Here is a 21,476-nt window from a genome sequence, read left to right on the forward strand (position 1 = left end):
CTGCGCGTGCTGCTCTCGCGCCGCCGTACGTACGTCATCGCGGCCTGCGCCCTGCTGCTGCTCGCCCTGCCGTTCTACCTGGAGCGCTTCTGGCTGCAGGCCGGCCTGTTCGCCATGGCCGCGGCCATCGGCGCCATCGGGCTCAACCTGCTGACCGGCGCCACCGGCCAACTCTCCATGGGGCACGCCTTCTTCCTCGCCGTCGGTGCCTACGGGTACTGCGTGTTCGCGGGGGAGCGGGGCCAGACGCTCAACGGGCTCGGGCTTCCGCCGTGGCTCGCCGCCGTGCTCGCGGTGCTCGTCGCGGGCGTCGCGGGCGGCCTGTTCAGCCCCATCGCGGGCCGCCTCAAGGGCGCGTACCTCGGCATCGCGACCCTCGCGCTGATCTTCATCGGGCAGCACGTCCTGTTCAACGCCGAGGACCTGACGGGCGGCGCCAACGGGCGCGACGTGCCCGCCATGAGCCTGTTCGGCCTCACCTTCGACGAGAGCGAACTCTCCGTCGCGGGCGTGCCGTTCGGCGCCTCCGAGAAGCTCTGGTACCTCGGCCTGCTGCTCACGCTCGCCTGCGGGCTCTTCGCCCGGGGTGTGCTGCGCGGTCGGCCCGGGCGCGCCCTCAACGCGATCCGCGACCACCGGATCGCGGCCGGGGTGCTCGGCGTGCCGGTCGCCCGCTACCGCGGCTTCGTCTTCGTGCTCTCGTCGATGTACGCGGGGCTCGCGGGCGTCCTGCTCGCGCTGGTCTTCCAGCGCACCGTGCCCGACTACTTCGGCATCACGCTCTCCCTCGAATACCTCGCCATGATCGTCATCGGCGGCCTGGGATCCGTGGCGGGCGCCGTCGTCGGCGCGGCCTTCGTCTCGCTGCTGCCGCAACTGCTCACCCGGTACAGCGACGCCCTGCCCCTCGTCTCCGCGCCCGGCACCGGCGGCGTGGCCCCCGGCGAGGCGTCCCGCTATCTGTACGGCGCCGCCGTCGTGGCGGTGGTCCTTTTCCTACCCGGCGGACTTGTGCGGCTGACCCGCCAGCGCGCCAGGAAACACCCTCAGGAGGACGCATGAACCCAAGGAACGGCCGCACCCGCACGCTCACGGTGACCGCCGTGGCGACCCTGCTCGCGCTGACCGCCGCGTGCAGCTCCAAGGCCAAGGACGACGACGGCGACAAGCAGAGCGCGGGCGGCGTCAAGACCGGCAAGGGCATCACCGGCAAGACCATCAACCTCGGCGTCCTCACCGACATGACCGGCGTCTACGCGACCCTCGGCAAGAGCGTCACGCAGGCCCAGCAGCTGTACGTGAAGCAGTTCAACGCCGCGGGCGGCGCCTGCGGCTACAAGGCCAAGCTGACCGTGCGCGACCACGGCTACGACCCGCAGAAGGCCGTCGCCGCGTACACCGAGCTGGCGCCCGACGTGCTGGGCTTCCCGCAGTTCCTCGGCTCCCCGTTCGTCGCCGCCGTCAAGCAGCGCATCGACGGCCAGGACAAGGCGCTCGTGCTGCCGCAGGCCTGGTCGGCGCATCTGCTCGGCAGTAAGTATGTGCGCGTCATCGGCTCGACGTACGACATCGAGACGATCAACGCGATCGACTTCCTGATGAAGGAGAAGGGCCTGAAGAAGGGCGACAAGCTCGGCCACGTCTACTTCGAGGGCGACTACGGCGAGAACGCGCTGCAGGGCTCGACGTACATGGCGAAGGAGGCCGGGCTCACCGTCGTCGAGCAGAAGATCAAGCCGACCGACAACGACATGACGGCCCAGGTCGCCGCCCTGAAGAAGGCCGGCGTCAAGGGCGTCGTGATCAGCGCGGGCCCGCGCCAGGCGGCCTCCCTCGTCGGCGTCGCCGCGGCGGCGAAGCTGAACGCGCCGATCATCGGAAACAACTCGGCGTACTCGCCGCAGCTGCTCGGCACGCAGGCGGCCCCGGCCCTGCTGAAGAACTACTGGGTCGCCTCGCCCTCGCTGCCCATCGGCGCGGACACCCCGGAGGCGAAGAAGCTGGTCGCCGACTACAAGAAGGCCTATCCGAAGGACGCGCTCGACAACGGCGTCGTCGCGGGCTGGACCGCCGCGGCCGTCTTCGGCGAGGCACTGAAGAAGGCCTGCGAGAGCAAGGACTTCACGCGTGAGGGCGTCGACAAGGCGCTGCTGTCGCTGAGCGACTTCGAGAACGGCTTCGGCGTCACTCAGGACTTCTCCGACCCCAAGGCCCCGTCCTCGCACGGATCGGTGATCCTGCAGCCCGACAAGTCGGCGGTCGGCGGCATGAAGGTCGTGCGTCAGCCGTCCGAGTCGGAGGAGGCCAAGGGCTTCACACCGAAGGTGAGTTGACGCCAGTACGTGTCGGCGGGCGCCCGCAGCGCCCGCCACGCGTCGACGAACAGCCGGGTCGCGTCGCGGCCCGGCCAGTCGTGCGGAAGCAGCGCGTCGGGCAGCCGCGGATCGCGCTCGAACGTGGTCCGCCAGGCGTGCACGAGCCGCGTCCGCGCGACGAACGCGGCCTCCGGCCCCCGCACCCTCCCGAGGCGCTCCCCGAACCGCGCCAGGAACTCCTCGTGCGCGCGCCGCACGTCACCCAACTCCCACGTCCGGCGAACGAGTTCGGCGTCGTCCTCGGCCCGGCACGTCAGCCACAGGGCGTGCGGGTCGAGCCCCTGCTCCCGCAGCAGGCCCTTCAGCGCCGGTACGCCGCCGGGGTCGGCCGCACACCACAGACCGGCCCCCAGTTGCCCGAACCCCTCGAACGCCAACTGCTGCTCGACCAGCGGCCGTTCGCGCCAGGCGTCGGCGGGCGGACGCAGCAGCAACTGCTGCCACTCGCCGCCCCACGGCGTCGATTCCACCGCCCGCTCCAGGCGGTGCGTCCACGCGGTGAGCAGCCGGACGAGCCGGGGCTCCAGTACGAGCAGCGTGTGGCGCCCCGCCCGCCGCGAGCGCAGCCAGCCCTCCTGCGTGAGCCGGCCGAGCGCGCGCCGCGCCGCCGCGTCACCGATCCCGCACGCGCCAAGGGCCCCCACGACGGCCCCCGCCGCCACTCGCTGATCGCCCGGGTACCGCACGTACTCGCCGAGGACGGTGAGCGCGAGCGTGCGGGCGCTCGGCGATCCGTCGTGGTGCCGACGCGTCCTGGGACTCTCCAACTGCCCGGTGCCTCTCCGTGTGTTGACCTCTCGGCCGCGCCGATATAGGACGTAAGAAGTGCAAGCCTCGATGTTATGTCCTACGTCCGGCACGGCGAAAGGCGTACGAGTGCAGCAGGCACCTCAACTCCCGGCCCGGTTCGGCGCGTTCCTCGCCCCGTACCACGGGCTCGACGGCAGCCCCTCCCTCCGGATCCGCCAGGACCTCGACCTGGTCCGCGCCCTCGACGGCCTCGGCTTCGACGAGGCGTGGATCGGCGAACACCACTCCGCCGGCTACGAGACGATCGCCTCGCCCGAGGTGTTCATCGCCGCGGCGGCCGAACTCACGCACCGCATCCGTCTCGGCACGGGCGTCAACTCCCTCCCGTACCACCACCCGCTGATGCTCGCCGACCGCCTGCTCCAGCTCGACCACCAGACGCGCGGGCGCGTCATGCTCGGTGCGGGCCCGGGCCAGCTCGCCTCCGACGCCTTCATGATGGGCATCGACCCGATGCGGCAGCGGGACATGATGGCCGAGGCGCTCGACGCGATCGTCCGTCTGGTGCGCGGCGAGACGGTCACGGAGAAGACCGACTGGTACGAACTGGCCGAGGCCCGCTGCCAGTTGAGCCCCTACCGCCCGACCGCGGGCCTGGAGATGGCGGTCGCCTCGACGGTCTCGCCCTCCGGCTCGGTCCAGGCCGGGCGGCACGGCCTCGGCCTGCTCTCCCTCGCGGCGGGCGACCCGGCGGGCTTCGCGGCGCTGCGCGGGAACTGGGAGGCGTACGAGAAGTCCTGCGCGCGGCACGGGCACGTCGCGGACCGGGCCGCCTGGCGCCTGGTCGTCCCGATGCACCTGGCCGAGACGCGGGAGCAGGCCATCGCGGAGGCGGCGCACGGGGTCCGGCACCTCGTCCGGTACATCGAGGGCCTGTCGGGCGCGACGCTGCCGTGGGGTCGCGAACCCGCCGACGCCGTCGAGCAGTTCACCACGGAAGGCTTCCCGGTCTTCGGCGTCGCCACGATCGGCACGCCGGACGACGCGATCGCCCGCGTCGAGGCGCTCGCCGGGGCCTCCGGCGGCTTCGGCACCCTGCTCCTGCTCGACCTGCCGCTCGCCACGGCCGAGAACAAGCGGCGCAGTTACGAACTCTTCGCGGACCACGTGGTGCCGCACTGCACCGGGGCGAACACGCGGCGCGCGGCGTCGATGGAGTGGGCGCACACCAACAGCGGGCGGTTCGTGGGGGCGATGCGCGCGGCGGTGCAGGCCGCGGTCGAGAAGGGCGCGTCGTGATGCGCGCCGCCGTGCTGCGCGACGGGCGCTTCCATGTCGCCGAGGACGTGCCCGAGCCCGTACCGGGACCCGGCCAGGTCCTCGCGGCACCCATCGCCACCGGGATCTGCGGCTCCGACCTCTCCGCCGCCCGGCACACCGAGGACTTCCTCAAGGCGTCCCGCGACTCGGGCACGGAGAGCTTCCTCTTCGACCCGGATGCCGACCTCGTCCTCGGCCACGAACTGTGCGCGCGGGTGCTGAGCCCGGGGGAGTGGCAGGGCCGGGTCGTGGTCGGCCTGCCCTGGGCCGTCGACGCGGGCGGCACGGTGCGCACCGTCGGTTACGCCACCGATTTCCCCGGCGGCTTCGGCGAGCGCGTCGTCCTGTCCGAGGCCGCGCTGATCCCCGTACCGGACCATGTGCCGCCGCACGTCGCGGCGCTCACCGAACCCCTTGCCGTCGGCTACGGCAACGTGGCGCGGGCCGACCCGCGACCGGGCTCGGGAGCCGTCGTGATCGGCTCCGGACCGATCGGCCTCGGCGCGCTCGCGGCGCTCCTGGAGCGGGGCATGGCGCCGGTCGTGGTGTCGGAACCGTCCCTGTGCAGACGGGAGTTGGCACGCCGCTTCGGGGCGCACGTGGTCGTGGACCCGGCCGCCACGGACCCCTTCGACGCGTGGCGCGAGGCATCACAGAAGGGCCAGTCGCTCAAGGTCCTGGAGTGCTCCGGCCGCGCGGGCATGCTCAACGAGGTCCTGCACAGGGCGCCCCGCGAGACACACGTCCTGCTGATCGGCGCGTGCATGACGGAGGACGTCTTCCGCCCCGTGGTGGGCCTCTACAAGGACATCACGGTCACCATGTGCATGGTGTACCCGCCGAAGGAGTTCGCGCGCACCCTGGACCGGATCGCGGACGGGACGGTGGACGCCGCCGCGCTCATCACCGGCGAGGTGGGCCTGGCCGGAGTCCCCACAGCCCTCGCCACCCTCTCGGCCCCCGACGACCACGTAAAGGTGCTGGTCCGCCCCGAGCTCCCCGGCACGGGCCTGCACGGCACCCGACCCGCCCGAACCCGGCCGATACGCACGGCATGACTGCGAAAACGTGTGGACCGACCACCCTGCGTCACGGGACACTCCGATTCCCGGCCCCCACCGCGGCCGGAAGCCCACACCCTCCAACACCCAAGGGACGGGATCGGATTGACCTCATTACGCGTAGTGCCACCGAGCCGCGGCTCGGTACTGCTCGCACTCCGCTACTACGGACGTGAACTGGCCGACGCACGCCGGTTCGCGATTCCCGCCATGCTGCTGCCCGCGCTCGGCAACATCGGCATCTTCTACCTCGCGCCGCTCGTCGTCGCCAAGCTCGTCGGCCACCTCGCCGACGGCGGCGAGCGCGGCACCCGCGCACTGCTGCCGTACGTCCTCGCCTTCGCCGGTGTGCTCCTCGCCGCCGAGGCGCTGTGGCGCGTCGGATTCCACTGCATCAACCGACTCGAAGCCCGCGCCATCTCGCGCCTCTACGTGATCGGCATGGACGAGCTGTACGCGAAGGACGCCACGTTCTTCCACGACAACTTCGCCGGCGCGCTCACCAAGCGCGTCCTGAGCTTCGCCTCCCGCTTCGAGGAGTTCGCCGACGTACTGATCTTCAACGTGATGGCCAGCTTCGTGCCGATCATCTTCGGATCGGTGGTGCTGTGGCGCTACGAGCCCTGGCTCGTCGTCGTGCTCCTGGCGATGATCGCGATCACCGGCCTGTGCGTGCGGCCGTTGATCCGCCGCCGCCAGAAGCTGGTCAACGCGCGCGAGGCGGCCTTCACCCACATGTCGGGGCACGTCGCCGACAGCCTGATGAACATGGAGACGGTCCGCGCCTTCGCCGCAGAGGAGCGCGAGGCCGCCGAGCACCGGGAGCGGGTCGCGGACGCGCGCGGCCACATACTGCGCGCCTGGGACTACGGGAATCTGCGCGTGGACACCCTCGTCGCGCCGCTCTCCGTGCTGACCAACGCCCTGGGGCTGCTGCTCGCGGTCGCCCTCGCGGGCAACGGCCGGGGCGTCGAGGCGATCGTCGTCGCGTTCACGTACTTCACCAACGCGACCCGGATCATGTTCGAGTTCAACCAGATCTACCGGCGCCTGGAGCGCGCCATGACCGAAGCGGCCCAGTTCACGGAGCTGCTGCGGGACAAGCCGAAGGTGCTCGACCCGGCGGAGCCCGAGGAGCCGCGCAAGACCTCGGCCGCGGCCGTCCGCTTCGAGCGGGTCGCGTACACGCACGCCGGCGCGGAGCCGCTGTTCACGGGGCTCGACCTGACGGTGCCCGGCGGCACCCGGCTCGGCCTGGTCGGCCGCTCGGGCGGCGGCAAGACCACGCTCACCCGCCTGCTCCTGCGGATGATGGACATCGACGGCGGCCGCATCCTGATCGACGGCCAGGACATCTCCCGCCTCCGCCAGGCCGACCTGCGCTCCTTGATCGCGTACGTCCCCCAGGAACCGGCCATGTTCCACCGCAGCCTGAGCGAGAACATCGCCTTCGCCCGGCCGGGGGCGAGCGCGGCGGAGGTCAGGCGGGCGGCGGAGGCGGCGCACGTCACCGAGTTCGCCGACACGCTGCCGGAGGGGTTCGACACGTTGGTCGGGGAGCGCGGCATCAAGCTCTCCGGCGGCCAGCGCCAGCGGGTCGCGCTCGCCCGCGCGATCCTGCGGGACGCCCCGATCCTGCTCCTGGACGAGGCGACCAGCGCGCTCGACTCGGAGAGCGAGCTACTGGTGCAGGAGGCGCTCTGGCGCCTCATGGAGGGCCGCACGGCGCTGGTGGTCGCCCACCGCCTCAGCACGGTGGCGGGCATGGACAGCCTGGTCGTCCTGGACCGCGGCCGCATCGTGGAACAGGGCACCCACACGGACCTCCTCGCCGCCCACGGCACCTACGCCAAACTCTGGCAACACCAATCGGGCGGCTTCCTGGAGGAGGCGGCCTGAGCCCGACCGGGGGTTTCGGCTGCGCCGGGGGCCGCCTTGCCCACCCTGCCGCCCAAGGCGGCAGATTGCCCAAGGCTGGGTCGGCATGATCAAGCCCCTCCGGCGATTGAGGAGCGGGGTCCGGGGCGGAGCCCCGAGGCCGCAACACCGGCGCCGGTGACACGTAAAAAGGGCGATGGGCCCGAGCCAAGAAGGCTCGGGCCCACCACTCACACGTTCCGCCGGAGGCTACGGCAACTGCGCTGCCCGCGCCTCCCGCCGATTCCCACGGAAATTGTTCACACGCCGCGCCGTCGCGAAGAGCGGAATCACGGCACCGAGCACCACCTGCAACGTGCACCCCGTCGCCAGCAGCATCTGACCACCGGGCGCGTCGAACGCCCACGCCGCCAGCAGCCCCATGCTCGCCACGATCCACGCCAGCATCGCCACGGCGAGCCGCCCCCGCGGCTTCGGGTACTCGACCCGGCTGACCATGAGCCACGCCGTACCGATGATCGCCAGGAGCGTCGCCACGAAGGGCAGCTCGAGCAGCACGATCGAGACGACCGTCAGCGCGCCGAACGGCGACGGCATGCCCTGGAACGTGCCGTCCTTCACGGTCACGCACGAGAACCGCGCAAGCCGCAGCACCACCGCCAGCAACACCACGATGGCACCCACCGCGGCGACTCTCTGGTGCGCATCGTCGGCGACCATGCCGTAGACCAGCACGAAGTAAGCGGGAGCCAACCCGAAGCTGATCAGGTCGGACAGGTTGTCGAGCTCCGCGCCCATCGGCGAGGACCGCAGCTTGCGCGCCACCAGACCGTCGAACAGGTCGAAGATCGCGGCGGCCAGCATCAGGATCACGGCGGTCGCGGCGGAGTGCCGCGCCATGCCGGAGTCGGCGCTGCCCTGGATGTGCGGGATCAGGATCCCGGTCGTCGTGAAGTAGACGGCCATGAAGCCGCACGTGGCGTTGCCCAGCGTGAGGGTGTCCGCTATCGACAGCCGGAGCGACAACGGCATTTCTTCCGCGTCGTCCGCGATGTCCGGGTCATCGGCCCACGCCGACGTCTCAGGATGATCAGTCACGGTCAATTCGGGTCACCCCAGCCACCGTCTTCTGGCCGACCTCGACGTCGGCCTCGACGCCCTCAGGGAGGTAGATGTCGACTCGCGAACCGAAGCGGATCAGGCCGATCCGCTCGCCCTGCTCGACCTTCGTGCCCTGGGGGATGTAGGGCACGATGCGGCGGGCGACGGCGCCGGCGATCTGGACCATCTCGATGTCACCGAGCTCGGTGTCGAAGTGCCACACCACCCGCTCGTTGTTCTCGCTCTCCTTGTTGAACGCGGGAACGAAACCACCGGGGATGTGCTCGACCGACGTGACCGTGCCCGCGAGGGGAGCGCGGTTCACGTGCACGTTCAGCGGGCTCATGAAGATCGCGACGCGGGTGCGCCCGTCCTTCCACGGCATGATGCTCTGCACCACACCGTCGGCCGGGGAGATGACCCGGCCATCGGCGATCTCGCGCTCGGGGTCGCGGAAGAACCACAGCATGCCGGCCGCCAGAGCGGTGGTCGGGACGGCGAGTGCTGCTGCCTTCTTGGAGCGACGCGAGCGCGCCAGGCTGAGGGCAGCCGTGGCGACGGTCGGGAGAAGCCACGGCGAGGCTCCGCGCGCAAGACGTCCCTTGAGGACGCCGTCGCGTGGTGCAGAGATTTGGCTGTGGGGCATGGATGACCTTCGTAGCGGATGAGGCCGCGCAGTTTACGGGGGGACGGCGGCTTTTCCGGGGATGCTATCGGTTGCGAGCCACAACTGGGCAAGCCAGGAAGCCACATCGGACGGCAGGCATCCCCCGGAGCGCGCCTACGGGGTGTGATCTTCTTCGCGAAGAAACACCCCGTAAACGGACATCTGGCCCAGGATCAGCCTTGGGATCGATACTCCTCGAGGAGTCGACGACCAATGATCATTTTCTGGATCTCGGCGGTACCTTCGCCGATCAACAGCATCGGTGCCTCGCGGTAGAGGCGCTCGATCTCGTACTCCTTGGAGAAGCCGTAGCCGCCGTGGATCCGGAACGCGTCCTCCACGACTTCCTTGCAGTATTCGGAGGCCAGGTACTTGGCCATCCCTGCCTCGAGGTCGTTACGTTCCCCGGAGTCCTTTTTGCGTGCTGCATTGACCATCATCGCATGGGCGGCCTCGACCTTGGTGGCCATCTCGGCCAACTTGAACTGGATCGCCTGGTGCTGCGCGATGGGCTTTCCGAAAGTGTGCCGTTGCTGCGCGTAATCGACACCCAGTTCAAATGCACGCTGTGCGACGCCGCAACCACGCGCCGCGACATTCACGCGGCCGACTTCCACCCCGTCCATCATTTGGTAAAAGCCCCGGCCGGTCTCCCCGCCCAGTACGCGATTGGCCGGAATGCGCAGGTCATCCATGATGAGTTCGGTCGTGTCGACGCCCTTGTAACCCATCTTGTCGATCTTTCCGGGGATCGTCAGGCCCGGACGGACCTCTCCGAAGCCCGGTTCCTTCTCGACGAGGAACGTCGTCATCGACTTGTGCGGCGCGGAGCCCTCCGGGTGACCTTCATCACTTCGCGTGAGAACCGCCACAAGCGTTGACGAACCACCGTTCGTCAGCCACATCTTCTGGCCGTTCAGAAGGTAACTGTCGCCGTCCTTAACCGCCTTTGACGTGATGGCCGACACGTCGGAGCCAAGTCCCGGTTCGGACATGGAGAATGCGCCGCGCACCTCGCCGAGCGCCATGCGGGGCAGGAAGTGGTCCTTCTGCTCCTGCGTGCCGTGCTGCTTGAGCATGTAGGCGACGATGAAGTGGGTGTTGATGATGCCGGAGACCGACATCCAGCCGCGCGCGATCTCCTCCACGCACAGCGCATAGGTGAGCAGCGACTCGCCCAGACCCCCGTACTCCTCGGGAATCATCAGCCCGAACAGGCCCAACTCCTTGAGCCCGTCGACGATCTGTTGCGGGTACTCGTCGCGGTGCTCGAGTTCGGTCGCGACCGGGATGATCTCTTTGTCGACGAAGTCCCTGACCGTGGAGAGGATTTCCTGCTGCACATCGGTCAGGCCGTGGGTCTGCGCGAGTCGGCTCATGACTACTTCTCCTGCTGCTTCAGTTCCGGACGGCCGGGCTGTTCGCCGCCGCGCTCCTTGATGTACGTCTCGGTGGGCACCATCACCTTGCGGCGGAAGACGCAGACGAGCGTGCCGTCCTGCTTGTAGCCCTTGGTCTCCACGTGGACGATTCCGCGGTCCGACTTCGACCTGGACGGAGTCTTGTCCAGTACCGTCGTCTCGCCGTAGATGGTGTCGCCGTGGAAGGTCGGCGCCACGTGCTTGAGCGACTCGATCTCCAGATTGGCGATCGCCTTGCCCGACACGTCCGGCACGGACATCCCGAGGAGGAGCGAGTAGATGTAGTTCCCGACGACGACGTTCTTTCCGAAGTCCGTCGTCTTCTCCGCATAGTTCGTGTCCATGTGGAGCGGGTGATGGTTCATCGTCAGAAGACAGAACATGTGGTCGTCGTACTCGGTGACCGTCTTTCCGGGCCAGTGCTTGTAGACGTCCCCGACGGTGAACTCTTCGTAAGTGCGGCCGAACTGCATGGTGTCGTCACGCCTCCGGGATCTCGAACTTGGACGTGCGCTGCATGCCGGCCGCACGACCCTTCCCGGAGATGACGAGTGCCATCTTCCGGCTGGCCTCGTCGATCATCTCGTCGCCGAGCATCGCGGAGCCCTTCTTGCCGCCGGCCTCGGACGTGCAGTAGTCGTACGCGTCCAGGATCAGCTCGGCGTGGTCGTAGTCCTCCTGCGAGGGCGAGAAGACCTCGTTGGCGGCCTCGACCTGGCCGGGGTGCAGCACCCACTTGCCGTCGAAGCCGAGGGCGGCGGCGCGGCCCGCGACCTCGCGGAAGCCGTCGACGTTCTTGATCTGGAGGTAGGGGCCGTCGATCGCCTGGAGGTCGTTGGCGCGGGCCGCCATCAGGATCTTCATCAGGATGTAGTGGTACGCGTCGGCGCCGTAGCCGGGCGGCTGCTCGCCGACGACCAGGGACTTCATGTTGATGGACGCCATGAAGTCGGCCGGGCCGAAGATGATGGTCTCGGTGCGCGGCGAGGCCTCGGCGATCGCGTTGACGTTGTTGAGGCCCTGCGCGTTCTCGATCTGCGCCTCGATGCCGATCTTGCCGACCTCGAAGCCCATCGTCTTCTCGATCTGCGTGAGCAGGAGGTCGAGCGCGACGACCTGCTCGGCGTTCTGCACCTTCGGCAGCATGATGCAGTCGAGGTTCTGCCCGGCGCCCTCGACGACGGTGACGACGTCCCGGTACGTCCACTCGGTCGTCCAGTCGTTGACCCGCACGACGCGCGTCTTGCCCGTCCAGTCGCCCTCGTTGAGGAACTTGACGATGGTGTGCCGCGCCTCGGGCTTGGCGAGCGGGGCGCAGGCGTCCTCCAGGTCGAGGAAGACCTGGTCGGCGTCGAGGCCCTGGGCCTTCTCCAGGAAGCGCGGGTTCGAGCCGGGCACGGCGAGGCACGAACGGCGCGGGCGGAGCCGGTTCACGGGGCTGGTCATGCGGGGACCTCCAGTGGGTCGAGGTGGTTCGCTGTGCGGATCTCGTCGACGATACGGCCGATGATCTCCGTGATGCCGAAGTCCTTGGGGGTGAAGACGGCGGCCACACCCGCCCGCTTCAGGTCCTCGGCGTCGGCGTTGGGGATGATGCCGCCGACGATCACGGGGATGTCGGTGGCGCCCGCCTCGTGCAGGCTGGCGAGCACGTCGGGCACCAGCTCGGCGTGCGACCCGGACAGGATCGACAGGCCGACGCAGTGCACGTCCTCGGCGAGCGCCGCGGAGACGATCTGTTCGGGCGTGAGCCGGATGCCCTGGTAGACCACCTCGAACCCGGCGTCGCGGGCCCGTACGGCGATCTGCTCGGCGCCGTTGGAGTGTCCGTCAAGGCCCGGCTTGCCGACCAGGAGGCGGAGCTTGCCGCCCAGTTCCTCGCCGGTGCGGCGGACCTTCTCGCGGACCTCGGCGAGCGGCGTGCCCTCCTCGGCGGCGACCGCGACCGGCGCCGACGAGACGCCCGTGGGGGCGCGGAACTCGCCGAACACCTCGCGCAGGGCCGCCGCCCACTCGCCGGTCGTGACCCCGGAGCGGGCGCATTCGAGGGTGGCCTCCATGAGGTTCTCCGTGCCCGCCGCGGCCTCCTTCAGGCGTTCGAGCGCCTGCCGGGTCGTCGGGTAGTGGAACGGGTCGCCCATGCCCTGCCGGTCCGAGGACTCCTCACGCGTCGTGCGCCAGTCGCCGATCGCCTGCACGACCCGCGCCTCGACGTCGTGGTCCACCGTCATGATCGCGGTGTCCAGGTCGGCGGTGAGCGGGTTCGGCTCCGTGCCCTCGTAGCAGTTGACGCCGACGATCTTCTCCTCGCCGGCCTCGATCCTGGCCCGCCGCTCGGCGTGCGAGGAGACGAGCTGCGACTTGAGGTAACCGGACTCGACGGCCGCCATCGCGCCGCCCATCTCCTGGATCCGGTCGATCTCGGCGAAGGACTCGGCGACCAGCTCGTCGACCTTCTTCTCGATGACGTGCGAGCCCGCGAAGATGTCCTCGTACTCCAACAGGTCGCTCTCGTGCGCGAGGACCTGCTGGATGCGCAGGGACCACTGCTGGTCCCAGGGCCTCGGAAGGCCCAACGCCTCGTTCCAGGCCGGGAGTTGGACGGCCCGGGCGCGCGCGTCCTTGGAGAGCGTCACGGCCAGCATCTCGAGCACGATCCGCTGGACGTTGTTCTCCGGCTGGGCCTCGGTCAGGCCGAGCGAGTTGACCTGCACCCCGTACCGGAAGCGGCGCTGCTTCGCGTTCTCGATGCCGTACCGCTCGCGCGTGATCTGGTCCCAGATCCGCCCGAACGCCCGCATCTTGCACATCTCCTCGATGAAGCGGACGCCCGCGTTCACGAAGAAGGAGATGCGGGCCACGACGTCCCCGAACTTCTCGGCGGGGACCTGCCCTGAGTCGCGTACGGCATCGAGAACCGCGATGGCGGTGGACATCGCGTAGGCGATCTCCTGGACCGGAGTGGCCCCCGCCTCCTGGAGGTGGTAGCTGCAGATGTTGATCGGGTTCCACTTCGGCATGTTCGCCACGGTGTACGAGATCATGTCGGTGGTCAGGCGGAGCGAGGGCCCCGGCGGGAACACGTGGGTGCCCCGCGACAGGTACTCCTTGACGATGTCGTTCTGCGTCGTGCCCTGGAGCGCGGCGAGGTCCGCGCCCTGCTCCTCCGCGACCACCTGGTAGAGCGCCAGGGTCCACATGGCGGTGGCGTTGATCGTCATCGAGGTGTTCATCTGCTCCAGGGGGATGTCCCGGAACAGCCGCCGCATGTCACCGAGGTGGGACACCGGGACGCCGACGCGGCCGACCTCACCCCGCGCGAGGATGTGGTCGGGGTCGTACCCGGTCTGGGTCGGCAGGTCGAAGGCGACCGACAGACCCGTCTGCCCCTTGGCGAGGTTGCGCCGGTACAGCTCGTTGGACGCCTCGGCCGTGGAGTGCCCTGCGTACGTGCGCATGAGCCACGGCCGGTCCTTCTGACGCTCAGTCATCTGCAGGCTCTCCTACGGAGGTTCAGACGTTCCGGAACCGGTTGATGGCGTCGATGTGCTGCGCCCGCTTCTCGTGGTCGCGCACGCCGAGGCCCTCCTCGGGGGCGAGCGCGAGGACGCCGACCTTGCCCTGGTGGAGGTTGCGGTGCACGTCGTAGGCGGCCTGGCCGGTGTCCTCCAGCGAGTACACCTTCGAAAGGGTCGGGTGGATCTTGCCCTTGGCGATGAGGCGGTTGGCCTCCCACGCCTCGCGGTAGTTGGCGAAGTGCGAGCCGATGATGCGCTTCAGCGACATCCACAGGTAGCGGTTGTCGTACTCGTGGTTGTAGCCCGACGTGGAGGCGCAGGTGACGATGGTGCCGCCCTTGCGCGTGACGTAGACGGAGGCGCCGAAGGTCTCGCGGCCGGGGTGCTCGAAGACGATGTCGACGTCCTCGCCGCCGGTGAGCTCGCGGATCCGCTTGCCGAACCGCTTCCACTCGCGCGGGTCCTGCTCGTGCTCGTCCTTCCAGAACTTGTAGCCCTCGGCGCTGCGGTCGATGATCGCCTCGGCGCCCATGGCCCGGCAGATGTCGGCCTTCTGCTCGCTGGAGACGACGCAGATGGGGTTGGCGCCACCGGCGAGCGCGAACTGCGTGGCGTACGAGCCGAGTCCGCCGCTCGCGCCCCAGATGAGGACGTTGTCGCCCTGCTTCATGCCGGCGCCGTTGCGCGAGACGAGCTGGCGGTACGCGGTGGAGTTCACGAGGCCGGGAGCGGCGGCCTCCTCCCAGCTGAGGTGGTCCGGCTTCGGCATCAGCTGGTTCGACTTGACGAGCGCGATCTCGGCGAGGCCGCCGAAGTTCGTCTCGAAGCCCCAGATGCGCTGCTCGGGGTCGAGCATCGTGTCGTTGTGGCCGTCGCTCGACTCCAGCTCGACGGAGAGGCAGTGCGCGACGACCTCGTCGCCGGCGTGCCAGGCGTTCACACCGGGGCCGGTGCGCAGCACGACGCCCGCGAGGTCGGAGCCGATGATGTGGTACGGCAGGTCGTGACGCTTCGTCAGGTCGCTCAACTTGCCGTAGCGCTCCAGGAATCCGAAGGTCGCCATCGGCTCGAAGATCGAGGTCCAGACGGAGTTGTAGTTCACGGAGGAGGCCATGACGGCGACGAGCGCCTCGCCGGGGCCGAGCTCGGGAACCGGCACGTCGTCCAGGTGGATGGACTTGCGCGGGTCCTTGTCGCGGGTGTCGAGCCCCGCGAACATCTCCGTCTCGTCCTTGTGCACGGTGATCGCGCGGTACGAGTCGGGGAGCGGCAGGGCGGCGAAGTCGGCAGACGTGGCGGTCTGCGACTGAATCGCGTCCAGGATGTCCTTCACGGTGGTGCCTCCGGCGGTGAGCGATTGAGGGGATCGCTGAGTCGGGTGTGGCTGCTGAGGTTTGAGGGTGTGCCGTCGGTTCGGCGGGGTGGTGCTGTGGCAGCGCTTGGTGTGGCGCGGAAGGTTGCCTGTGACGCAGGCGCCCGGGCACACGAATCACGGTCGTTCGCGGTTCGCGGGGACAGCCCTCGCACGGAAGTTCTCTGTGCGCCGGCCGCCCGGACACCTTCAACGTATGGCACGCCGTGACGACTGGCAAGGCACTGCGTGCCATCAATTGCGCTCAGCTGGGAAAATTCCTGTTCAAGTGAGCGATGATCGATCAGGCGAGGTCAGGGGCGGGTTTCCGGACGTGGAAAGGATCGATGATCGATCGCCGGGCTGGGGTGCGGCGCGCCGGAGGAATGAAAAAGGCGCCTCACCTGGCACTGCGTGCCAGGTGAGGCGCCTTCTGAGGCGGTGGCCCCGCTACCGGTTCCTGAGCGCCTCTTCGATCGTGCGCATGACCTCCGGAAGCGGCGCGTCCGTGCGGGCTACCGTCACCAGGACCTCGCCGTTCCGCGAGACCTGCGCGGGGGCCGAGGGCGCGGCCGGGGTGCGGCCCGCCCCGATGCCGGTGCCGAACGTGCGGCGCACGATCGCGAAGGCGTGGTCGAGCTGGGTCTCCACGTCGCCCTGGCCGTCCGCGCGCAGCCAGCGCCGCAGTACGTGGTTGTGGGCGGTCACGACGGCGGACGCGGCGACCTCGGCGAGCAACGGGTCGTCGTTGCCGTCGTGGTGCGCCTGCTCGTCGAAGTGACCGAGCAGATAGCGGGTGAACAGCCGTTCGTAGCGGGCCACCGAGGCGATCTCGGCCTCGCGCAGCGTCGGCACCTCGCGGGTCAGCTGGTAGCGCGCCACGGACACCGCGGGCTGCGCGGCGTACATCTTCATGACTTCCTTGATGCCCCGGCACACCGTGTCCAGCGGGTGCTCCAGGGGCGGCGCCGCGTTCAGCACCGCCTCCGCGCGCACCAGGGTGTCGTCGTGGTCCGGGAAGATCGCCTCTTCCTTGGAGCGGAAGTGGCGGAAGAAGGTGCGCCGGGCGACCCCGGCGGTCGCGGCGATCTCGTCGACCGTCGTCGCCTCGTACCCCTTCGTGGCGAAGAGCTCCATCGCCGCGGCCGCGAGCTCGCGGCGCATCTTGAGCCGCTGGGCGGCGGCCCGGTTGCCCGCGGCGCTCTCCGGAGCGTCGGGCGTGGCGGAGGTACGGGAGGACTGGTCGGCCTTGGACATGACCCGAACGTACTGCATGTACGTGCCCGGTGGTGCCCCGGTCAGCGGGCCGCCCGACTCCCCGAGCAGCCCGCCCCAACCGGATTCCGCCTCCCCGAACGAATCAGCGCTTGGCATATTCGCGGAAACCACGGCCCGTCTTGCGGCCGAGGCAGCCCGCGGCCACCAGGTGCTCCAGGAGCGGAGCGGGGGCGAGACCCGGGTCGCGGAACTCGCGGTGCAGCACGCGCTCGATGGCGAGGGAGACGTCCAGGCCGACCACGTCGAGCAGTTCGAACGGGCCCATCGGGTAGCCGCCGCCGAGCTTCATGGCCGCGTCGATGTCGTCGAGAGAGGCGTAGTGCTCCTGGACCATCTTGATCGCGTTGTTCAGGTACGGGAAGAGCAGCGCGTTCACGATGAAGCCGGCCCGGTCCCCGCAGTCCACGGGGTGCTTGCGGATCTTGCGGGTCAGTTCGCGGACGGTGGCGTGCACGTCGTCGGAGGTGAGGACCGTGCGCACGACCTCGACCAGCTTCATGGCGGGCGCCGGGTTGAAGAAGTGCATCCCGATGACGTCCTGCGGGCGCGAGGTGGCGCGGGCGCAGGCGACGACGGGCAGTGAGGAGGTCGTGGTCGCGAGGATCGCGCCGGGCTTGCAGACCTTGTCGAACGTCGCGAACAGCTGCCGCTTCACGTCCAGGTCCTCGGCGACGGCCTCCAGGGCCAGGTCGACGTCGGCGAACGCGTCGTAGGAACCGGCGGGGGAGATGCGTGCGAGCGTCTCCTCGGCGTTCTCGGCGGTCATCCGGCCCTTGTCGACGGATCGCTTGAGCGACTTGCCGATCCTGGCCTTCGCCGCCTCCGCCTTCTCCTCGCTGCGGGCCGCGAGCACCACGTCGTACCCGGCCTTCGCGAACACCTCGGCGATGCCGGAGGCCATCGTTCCGGAGCCCGCGACGCCGACGGAGCGGACGGTGCGGGCGGGCCCGGTGAGCGCGTCGCTGAGCGGCGTCAGCGCGTCGCGCACCACGACGGAGCTGCCCGGCGCCTCGTACGTGTAGAAGCCGCGGCCGGCCTTGCGCCCGGTCAGACCCGCCTCGCTGAGCTGCTTGAGGATCGGGGCGGGGGCGTGCAGCCGGTCGTGGGACTCGGCGTACATGGCGTCGAGGACGGTACGCGCGGTGTCGACGCCGATCAGGTCGAGCAGCGCGAGGGGGCCCATCGGCAGCCCGCAGCCCAGCTTCATCGCGGCGTCGATGTCCTCGCGCGAGGCGTACTTGGCCTCGTACATCGCGGCGGCCTGGTTGAGGTAGCCGAACAGCAGCCCGTCGGCGACGAATCCGGGCCGGTCGCCGACCGCCACCGGGTCCTTGCCCAGCTCGATGGCGAGATCGGTGACGGTGGCGACGGCGGCCGGCGCGGTGAGCACGCTGGAGACCACCTCGACCAGCTTCATGGCCGGCGCCGGGTTGAAGAAGTGCAGGCCGAGGACGCGCTCGGGCCGCTCCGAATCGGCGGCGAGCCGGGTCACCGAGAGCGCGTTGGTGCCGGTCGCGAGGACGGTGTCGGGGCGCACGATGCCGTCGAGCTCGCGGAAGACCTGCTGCTTGATCTCGTACGACTCCGGGACGACCTCGATCACCAGGTCGGCCTCGGCCGCGGCCTGCAGGTCGGTGAACGTACGGAAGCGGGCGAGCAGATCTGCGCGCTGCTGCTCGGTGAGGTGCTCGCGGCGCACCGCACGCGCCGTCGATGCCTCCAGGGACGCCACGGCCTGGGCGGTGGCGGACTCGCTGATGTCGATGCCGATGACCTCGCGCCCGGCACGGGCCAGGACCTCGGCGATGCCGGTGCCCATGGTGCCGAGGCCGACGACGGCCACAGTCGAGATACGGGACAGGGGAGCGTCCATCTGGGAACTCCAGAAAATGAGGGGTGACGGCTGAGGCGACTGATCGCCGCACGCGCGCGAACAACAGGCGCGGGAAGTGCGGGAGTTGAGCCGAACCGGCGGGCCCTGTCCCGGGGCCGAGCCGTACTGCGGTACACACGGGTACCGAACCGACTGACACTCACGACGGCTGCGTCACCAGGCCGCCGCGAGCGGTGCTGCGGGAAGTATGCCCCGCTCACCTGAGCTTAACCAGCGAGTAACGAGCGCGCCAGTCCTCACTGTTGAAAGGTCGCTGTGATCTACGTCGCCGCAGGCCGTGCGCGTCTACCCTCGACGTCATGGACGAAGAGTCGCGAACGGTAACGGAACGCATCCGGAAGGAATCCGGCGGAACGCCCGCGTTCGAGCAGCTGGCCGCCACCCACGACACGGATGAACTGGCGGCAGTGCTCACCGCGCCGCAGCAGCCGCTGTGGGCGCGGGAGCTGGCGGCGTACCGGCTCGGCATGGCGGGCGACGGCCGCGCCTTCGAGTCCCTCGTCCTGCTGCTCAACCACCGTGAACCGGAGCGCTGCGCCGCGGCGGCCGAGGCCCTCGCCGCGCTGGGCGACCCGCGCACCGCGCGGGCGGCGGCGGCCCTGGCGACGAACGAGCTGCGCGTCGCCTACGCGCTGCACCCCGTCCGCCTCCTCACCCAGCTCCGCGCTCCGGAGTCGGCCCCGGCCCTGATCGCCACGCTCCGTCGCCGCCTCGTCCCGCACGACCCGTACCGAAAGGTGGCCCTCGCCTGTGTGGAGGGCCTGGGCAGCCTCGCGGACCCCCGGGCCCGCGAGGTCCTGAAGGAGGCGGCCACCCACCAACGCCTCGCGATGGCGGCGGAGGCGGCCCTGGCGAGGCTGCCGCGCGCGTGAGGGCTGTTCGCCGTCACTCGGGCGTGACGGCGAACGCCTCGATCTCCATCAGGAATTCCGGCGCCATCAACGCGGCGACCTGCACCGCGGAGGCGGCGGGCAGCCGCGCGGGGTCGAGGAATTCGTCGCGGGCCCGGCGCACGGCGGGCATGTGGGCCACGTCCGTCACGAAGTACGTCACCTTCACCACGTCCTCGAAGGACGCGCCCGCCGCCGCGAGACAATGGGGGACATCCTCACAGCAGGGACAACTGCGTCGGTGTCTCGGGGGCCGGGGTCTCCTCGCGTGCGGGGATGTTGCGGTGCGCGGCCGCGCGGCTCGGGCCGATGCCGAATTCCTCGGCCAGTTCGTGGACCTGGCGGGTCACGCGGCGCTGGTACCACTTCGGGGCGTAGGAGCCCTCCGCGTAGAGGCGCTCGTAGCGGCGCACCAGGTGCGGGTGGTGCTGGGCGAGCCAGCCCATGAACCACTCGCGGGCGCCGGGGCGCAGATGCAGGACCAGCGGGGTCACGGACGTTGCGCCCGCCTGCGCGATGGCGCGGACCGTCGCCCGCAGCTGATCGGGGTGGTCGCCGAGGAAGGGGATCACCGGCGCCATCAGGACCCCGCAGCCGATCCCCGCGTCGGAGAGGGCGCGCACGACGTCGAGGCGGCGCTCGGGTGCGGGCGTGCCCGGCTCGACGGTGCGCCACAGCTCCCGGTCCACGAAGCCGACCGAGACCGAGATCCCGACGTCCGTCACCTCCGCCGCCTGCCGCAGCAGCGGCAGGTCCCGCAGGATCAGCGTGCCCTTCGTCAGGATCGAGAACGGGTTGGCGTAGTCGCGCAGCGCCTCGATGATGCCGGGCATCAACTGGTAGCGGCCCTCGGCCCGTTGGTAGCAGTCGACGTTCGTGCCCATCGCGATGTGGTCGCCGTGCCAGCGGCGTGAAGCCAGGTGGTGGCGCAGCAGCCGCGGCGCGTTCACCTTCACCACGATCTGGCTGTCGAAGCCGAGCCCCGTGTCGAGGTCCAGATAGCGGTGGGTGTTGCGGGCGAAGCAGTAGACGCACGCGTGCGTGCAGCCCCGGTACGGGTTGACGGTCCACTCGAACGGCATCCGGGACGCCCCCGGTACCCGGTTCACGATCGACCGGGCCCGGATCTCGTGGAACGTCACGCCCGCGAATTCAGGGGTGTCGAACGTACGGCTCACCACCGCGTCCGCGCCGAACAGCGCGGCGTCCCGGGCCCGCCCGTGGTCGACGGGCTCGTCCGTGAGGTTCTCCCAGCGCATGACGCCTCCTCGGTAGCACTGACCACAGAATAGAACACATGTTCCCTTGATCGTGCGAACCCCGCGGGATACGGCTTCGGCCCCCGATTTGGGCGGTGAGTACGGAGGGTGGTTGGCTTGACACCGCCCATCGCGATCCCTGAAGAACCAATTGCTGGAGGAAGTGTCATGGCGCAGGTCGAGGCCACCACGGAACGTGTCGTCGCCGCGAAGCCGGACGACGTCTTCGACGCCCTCGCCGACTACAGCGGCACGCGCGCGAAGATGCTGCCCGAGCACTTCAGCGAGTACGAGGTGCGCGAGGGCGGCGACGGCGAGGGCACGCTCGTGCACTGGAAGCTCCAGGCCACCAGCAAGCGCGTGCGCGACTGCCTGCTCGACGTGACCGAGCCGACCGACGGCGAACTCGTCGAGAAGGACCGCAACTCCTCCATGGTCACGACGTGGCGCGTCACGCCGGCCGGTGAGGGCCGGTCCCGCGTCACCGTCACGACCGTCTGGAACGGCGCGGGCGGCATCGGCGGCTTCTTCGAGAAGACCTTCGCCCCCAAGGGCCTCGCCCGCATCTACGACGCCGTGCTCGCGGGACTCGCGACGCAGGTCGAGAAGTGACCCGCGTGCGCGGGCAGTTGTGACGCTCGCGCACCGGTCCGCCGCTCACCGTTTCGAGTGGTTTTCGTTTTGCCACCGTTGTACGCCGTAGGGCTCCCACC

At 69.8% G+C, this 21,476-nt stretch carries 18 protein-coding genes and 1 pseudogene; 7 read left to right on the forward strand and 12 right to left on the reverse strand.

The genetic code is table 11. The features are described 5' to 3' along the window. Positions 1-1,062 carry a branched-chain amino acid ABC transporter permease gene (locus ACZ7L4_RS09280; RefSeq protein WP_472101978.1) on the forward strand — a complete coding sequence of 354 codons (1,062 nt, stop codon included), beginning with the start codon at positions 1-3 and terminating at the stop codon, positions 1,060-1,062. Next, positions 1,059-2,333, forward strand: a complete 1,275-nt coding sequence (locus ACZ7L4_RS09285) for an ABC transporter substrate-binding protein (RefSeq protein ID WP_472101110.1) — start codon at positions 1,059-1,061, stop codon at positions 2,331-2,333. Before ACZ7L4_RS09280 ends, ACZ7L4_RS09285 begins: the two co-directional genes overlap by 4 nt. Here ACZ7L4_RS09285 and ACZ7L4_RS09290 read toward each other — a convergent pair. Further along, the gene (locus ACZ7L4_RS09290) at positions 2,282-3,142 is read right to left on the reverse strand and encodes a PaaX family transcriptional regulator (protein ID WP_472101111.1); all 861 of its coding nucleotides are present in this window, start codon (positions 3,140-3,142) and stop codon (positions 2,282-2,284) included. The two genes, ACZ7L4_RS09285 and ACZ7L4_RS09290, sit on opposite strands and share 52 nt — an antisense overlap. A gap of 109 nt (positions 3,143-3,251) precedes the next feature. Here ACZ7L4_RS09290 and ACZ7L4_RS09295 point away from each other — a divergent pair, with 109 nt between their 5' ends. The 3 genes from ACZ7L4_RS09295 (at position 3,252) to ACZ7L4_RS09305 (ending at position 7,405) form a co-directional block, all read left to right on the forward strand. After that, positions 3,252-4,424, forward strand: coding sequence for an LLM class flavin-dependent oxidoreductase (locus ACZ7L4_RS09295; RefSeq protein WP_472101112.1), 1,173 nt, complete (start codon positions 3,252-3,254; stop codon positions 4,422-4,424). Continuing rightward, entirely contained in the window at positions 4,424-5,503 is a 1,080-nt protein-coding gene (locus ACZ7L4_RS09300) for a zinc-binding dehydrogenase (protein ID WP_472101114.1), read from the forward strand. The genes ACZ7L4_RS09295 and ACZ7L4_RS09300 overlap by 1 nt, the downstream gene beginning before the upstream one ends. Before the next feature lie 126 nt (positions 5,504-5,629). Next, positions 5,630-7,405, forward strand: coding sequence for an ABC transporter ATP-binding protein (locus tag ACZ7L4_RS09305; protein WP_472101116.1), 1,776 nt, complete (start codon positions 5,630-5,632; stop codon positions 7,403-7,405). 228 nt (positions 7,406-7,633) lie between these two features. Here the strand turns inward: ACZ7L4_RS09305 and pssA are convergent, their stop codons facing one another. The 9 genes from pssA to ACZ7L4_RS09350 form a co-directional block, all read right to left on the reverse strand. Then, positions 7,634-8,416: a CDP-diacylglycerol--serine O-phosphatidyltransferase gene (gene pssA / locus ACZ7L4_RS09310; protein WP_450817038.1), complete on the reverse strand. Its 783-nt coding sequence runs from the start codon at positions 8,414-8,416 to the stop codon at positions 7,634-7,636. Positions 8,417-8,474: 58 nt separating this feature from the next. Further along, the gene (locus tag ACZ7L4_RS09315) at positions 8,475-9,131 is read right to left on the reverse strand and encodes a phosphatidylserine decarboxylase (RefSeq protein ID WP_399239085.1); all 657 of its coding nucleotides are present in this window, start codon (positions 9,129-9,131) and stop codon (positions 8,475-8,477) included. A gap of 194 nt (positions 9,132-9,325) precedes the next feature. Next, complete coding sequence (locus ACZ7L4_RS09320; protein WP_385766435.1) at positions 9,326-10,531, reverse strand: acyl-CoA dehydrogenase family protein; 1,206 nt, start codon at positions 10,529-10,531, stop codon at positions 9,326-9,328. A 2-nt stretch (positions 10,532-10,533) separates the two neighbouring features. After that, positions 10,534-11,046: a MaoC family dehydratase gene (locus ACZ7L4_RS09325; protein ID WP_450817837.1), complete on the reverse strand. Its 513-nt coding sequence runs from the start codon at positions 11,044-11,046 to the stop codon at positions 10,534-10,536. Between the two features lie 7 nt (positions 11,047-11,053). Beyond that, on the reverse strand, positions 11,054-12,019 hold the full coding sequence (locus tag ACZ7L4_RS09330) for an HpcH/HpaI aldolase/citrate lyase family protein (protein ID WP_472101118.1): 966 nt from the start codon (positions 12,017-12,019) through the stop codon (positions 11,054-11,056). Beyond that, entirely contained in the window at positions 12,016-14,064 is a 2,049-nt protein-coding gene (locus ACZ7L4_RS09335) for a protein meaA (RefSeq protein WP_472101120.1), read from the reverse strand. Before ACZ7L4_RS09335 ends, ACZ7L4_RS09330 begins: the two co-directional genes overlap by 4 nt. Positions 14,065-14,086: 22 nt before the next feature. Then, positions 14,087-15,424 (reverse strand): crotonyl-CoA carboxylase/reductase, encoded by a 1,338-nt coding sequence (gene ccrA / locus ACZ7L4_RS09340; protein ID WP_472101121.1) that lies wholly within the window; start codon positions 15,422-15,424, stop codon positions 14,087-14,089. A gap of 468 nt (positions 15,425-15,892) precedes the next feature. Further along, positions 15,893-16,717 carry a TetR family transcriptional regulator gene (locus ACZ7L4_RS09345; protein WP_472101980.1) on the reverse strand — a complete coding sequence of 275 codons (825 nt, stop codon included), beginning with the start codon at positions 16,715-16,717 and terminating at the stop codon, positions 15,893-15,895. 85 nt (positions 16,718-16,802) lie between these two features. After that, positions 16,803-18,593, reverse strand: coding sequence for a 3-hydroxyacyl-CoA dehydrogenase family protein (locus tag ACZ7L4_RS09350; protein ID WP_472101122.1), 1,791 nt, complete (start codon positions 18,591-18,593; stop codon positions 16,803-16,805). A 320-nt stretch (positions 18,594-18,913) separates the two neighbouring features. Here ACZ7L4_RS09350 and ACZ7L4_RS09355 point away from each other — a divergent pair, with 320 nt between their 5' ends. Further along, positions 18,914-19,486, forward strand: coding sequence for a HEAT repeat domain-containing protein (locus tag ACZ7L4_RS09355; RefSeq protein ID WP_472101124.1), 573 nt, complete (start codon positions 18,914-18,916; stop codon positions 19,484-19,486). Between the two features lie 13 nt (positions 19,487-19,499). Here the strand turns inward: ACZ7L4_RS09355 and ACZ7L4_RS09360 are convergent. Together ACZ7L4_RS09360 and ACZ7L4_RS09365 are read right to left on the reverse strand one after the other, a co-directional pair. After that, positions 19,500-19,724: pseudogene (locus ACZ7L4_RS09360) on the reverse strand (RidA family protein); the annotation flags it as partial. Further along, positions 19,723-20,763: an Rv2578c family radical SAM protein gene (locus tag ACZ7L4_RS09365; protein WP_472101126.1), complete on the reverse strand. Its 1,041-nt coding sequence runs from the start codon at positions 20,761-20,763 to the stop codon at positions 19,723-19,725. The pseudogene ACZ7L4_RS09360 and the gene ACZ7L4_RS09365, both read right to left, overlap by 2 nt. 168 nt (positions 20,764-20,931) lie before the next feature. Between ACZ7L4_RS09365 and ACZ7L4_RS09370 the strand changes: the two genes are divergently transcribed. Continuing rightward, positions 20,932-21,375 (forward strand): SRPBCC family protein, encoded by a 444-nt coding sequence (locus ACZ7L4_RS09370; protein ID WP_472101128.1) that lies wholly within the window; start codon positions 20,932-20,934, stop codon positions 21,373-21,375. Positions 21,376-21,476 lie beyond the last annotated feature (101 nt).

The organism is Streptomyces sp. NPDC107575 (assembly GCF_055657265.1).

Excerpts from the sequence above, each read along its gene's own strand:
- ACZ7L4_RS09330 (WP_472101118.1), bottom strand. The coding sequence starts at position 12,019 with ATGACCAGCCCCGTGAACCGGCTCCGCCCGCGCCGTTCGTGCCTCGCC.
- ACZ7L4_RS09370 (WP_472101128.1), top strand. The coding sequence starts at position 20,932 with ATGGCGCAGGTCGAGGCCACCACGGAACGTGTCGTCGCCGCGAAGCCG.
- ACZ7L4_RS09300 (WP_472101114.1), top strand. The coding sequence starts at position 4,424 with ATGCGCGCCGCCGTGCTGCGCGACGGGCGCTTCCATGTCGCCGAGGAC.
- ACZ7L4_RS09285 (WP_472101110.1), top strand. The coding sequence starts at position 1,059 with ATGAACCCAAGGAACGGCCGCACCCGCACGCTCACGGTGACCGCCGTG.
- ACZ7L4_RS09365 (WP_472101126.1), bottom strand. The coding sequence starts at position 20,763 with ATGCGCTGGGAGAACCTCACGGACGAGCCCGTCGACCACGGGCGGGCC.
- ACZ7L4_RS09355 (WP_472101124.1), top strand. The coding sequence starts at position 18,914 with ATGGACGAAGAGTCGCGAACGGTAACGGAACGCATCCGGAAGGAATCC.
- ACZ7L4_RS09320 (WP_385766435.1), bottom strand. The coding sequence starts at position 10,531 with ATGAGCCGACTCGCGCAGACCCACGGCCTGACCGATGTGCAGCAGGAA.
- ACZ7L4_RS09335 (WP_472101120.1), bottom strand. The coding sequence starts at position 14,064 with ATGACTGAGCGTCAGAAGGACCGGCCGTGGCTCATGCGCACGTACGCA.
- pssA (WP_450817038.1), bottom strand. The coding sequence starts at position 8,416 with ATGCCGTTGTCGCTCCGGCTGTCGATAGCGGACACCCTCACGCTGGGC.
- ACZ7L4_RS09350 (WP_472101122.1), bottom strand. The coding sequence starts at position 18,593 with ATGGACGCTCCCCTGTCCCGTATCTCGACTGTGGCCGTCGTCGGCCTC.
- ACZ7L4_RS09325 (WP_450817837.1), bottom strand. The coding sequence starts at position 11,046 with ATGCAGTTCGGCCGCACTTACGAAGAGTTCACCGTCGGGGACGTCTAC.
- ACZ7L4_RS09345 (WP_472101980.1), bottom strand. The coding sequence starts at position 16,717 with ATGCAGTACGTTCGGGTCATGTCCAAGGCCGACCAGTCCTCCCGTACC.
- ACZ7L4_RS09315 (WP_399239085.1), bottom strand. The coding sequence starts at position 9,131 with ATGCCCCACAGCCAAATCTCTGCACCACGCGACGGCGTCCTCAAGGGA.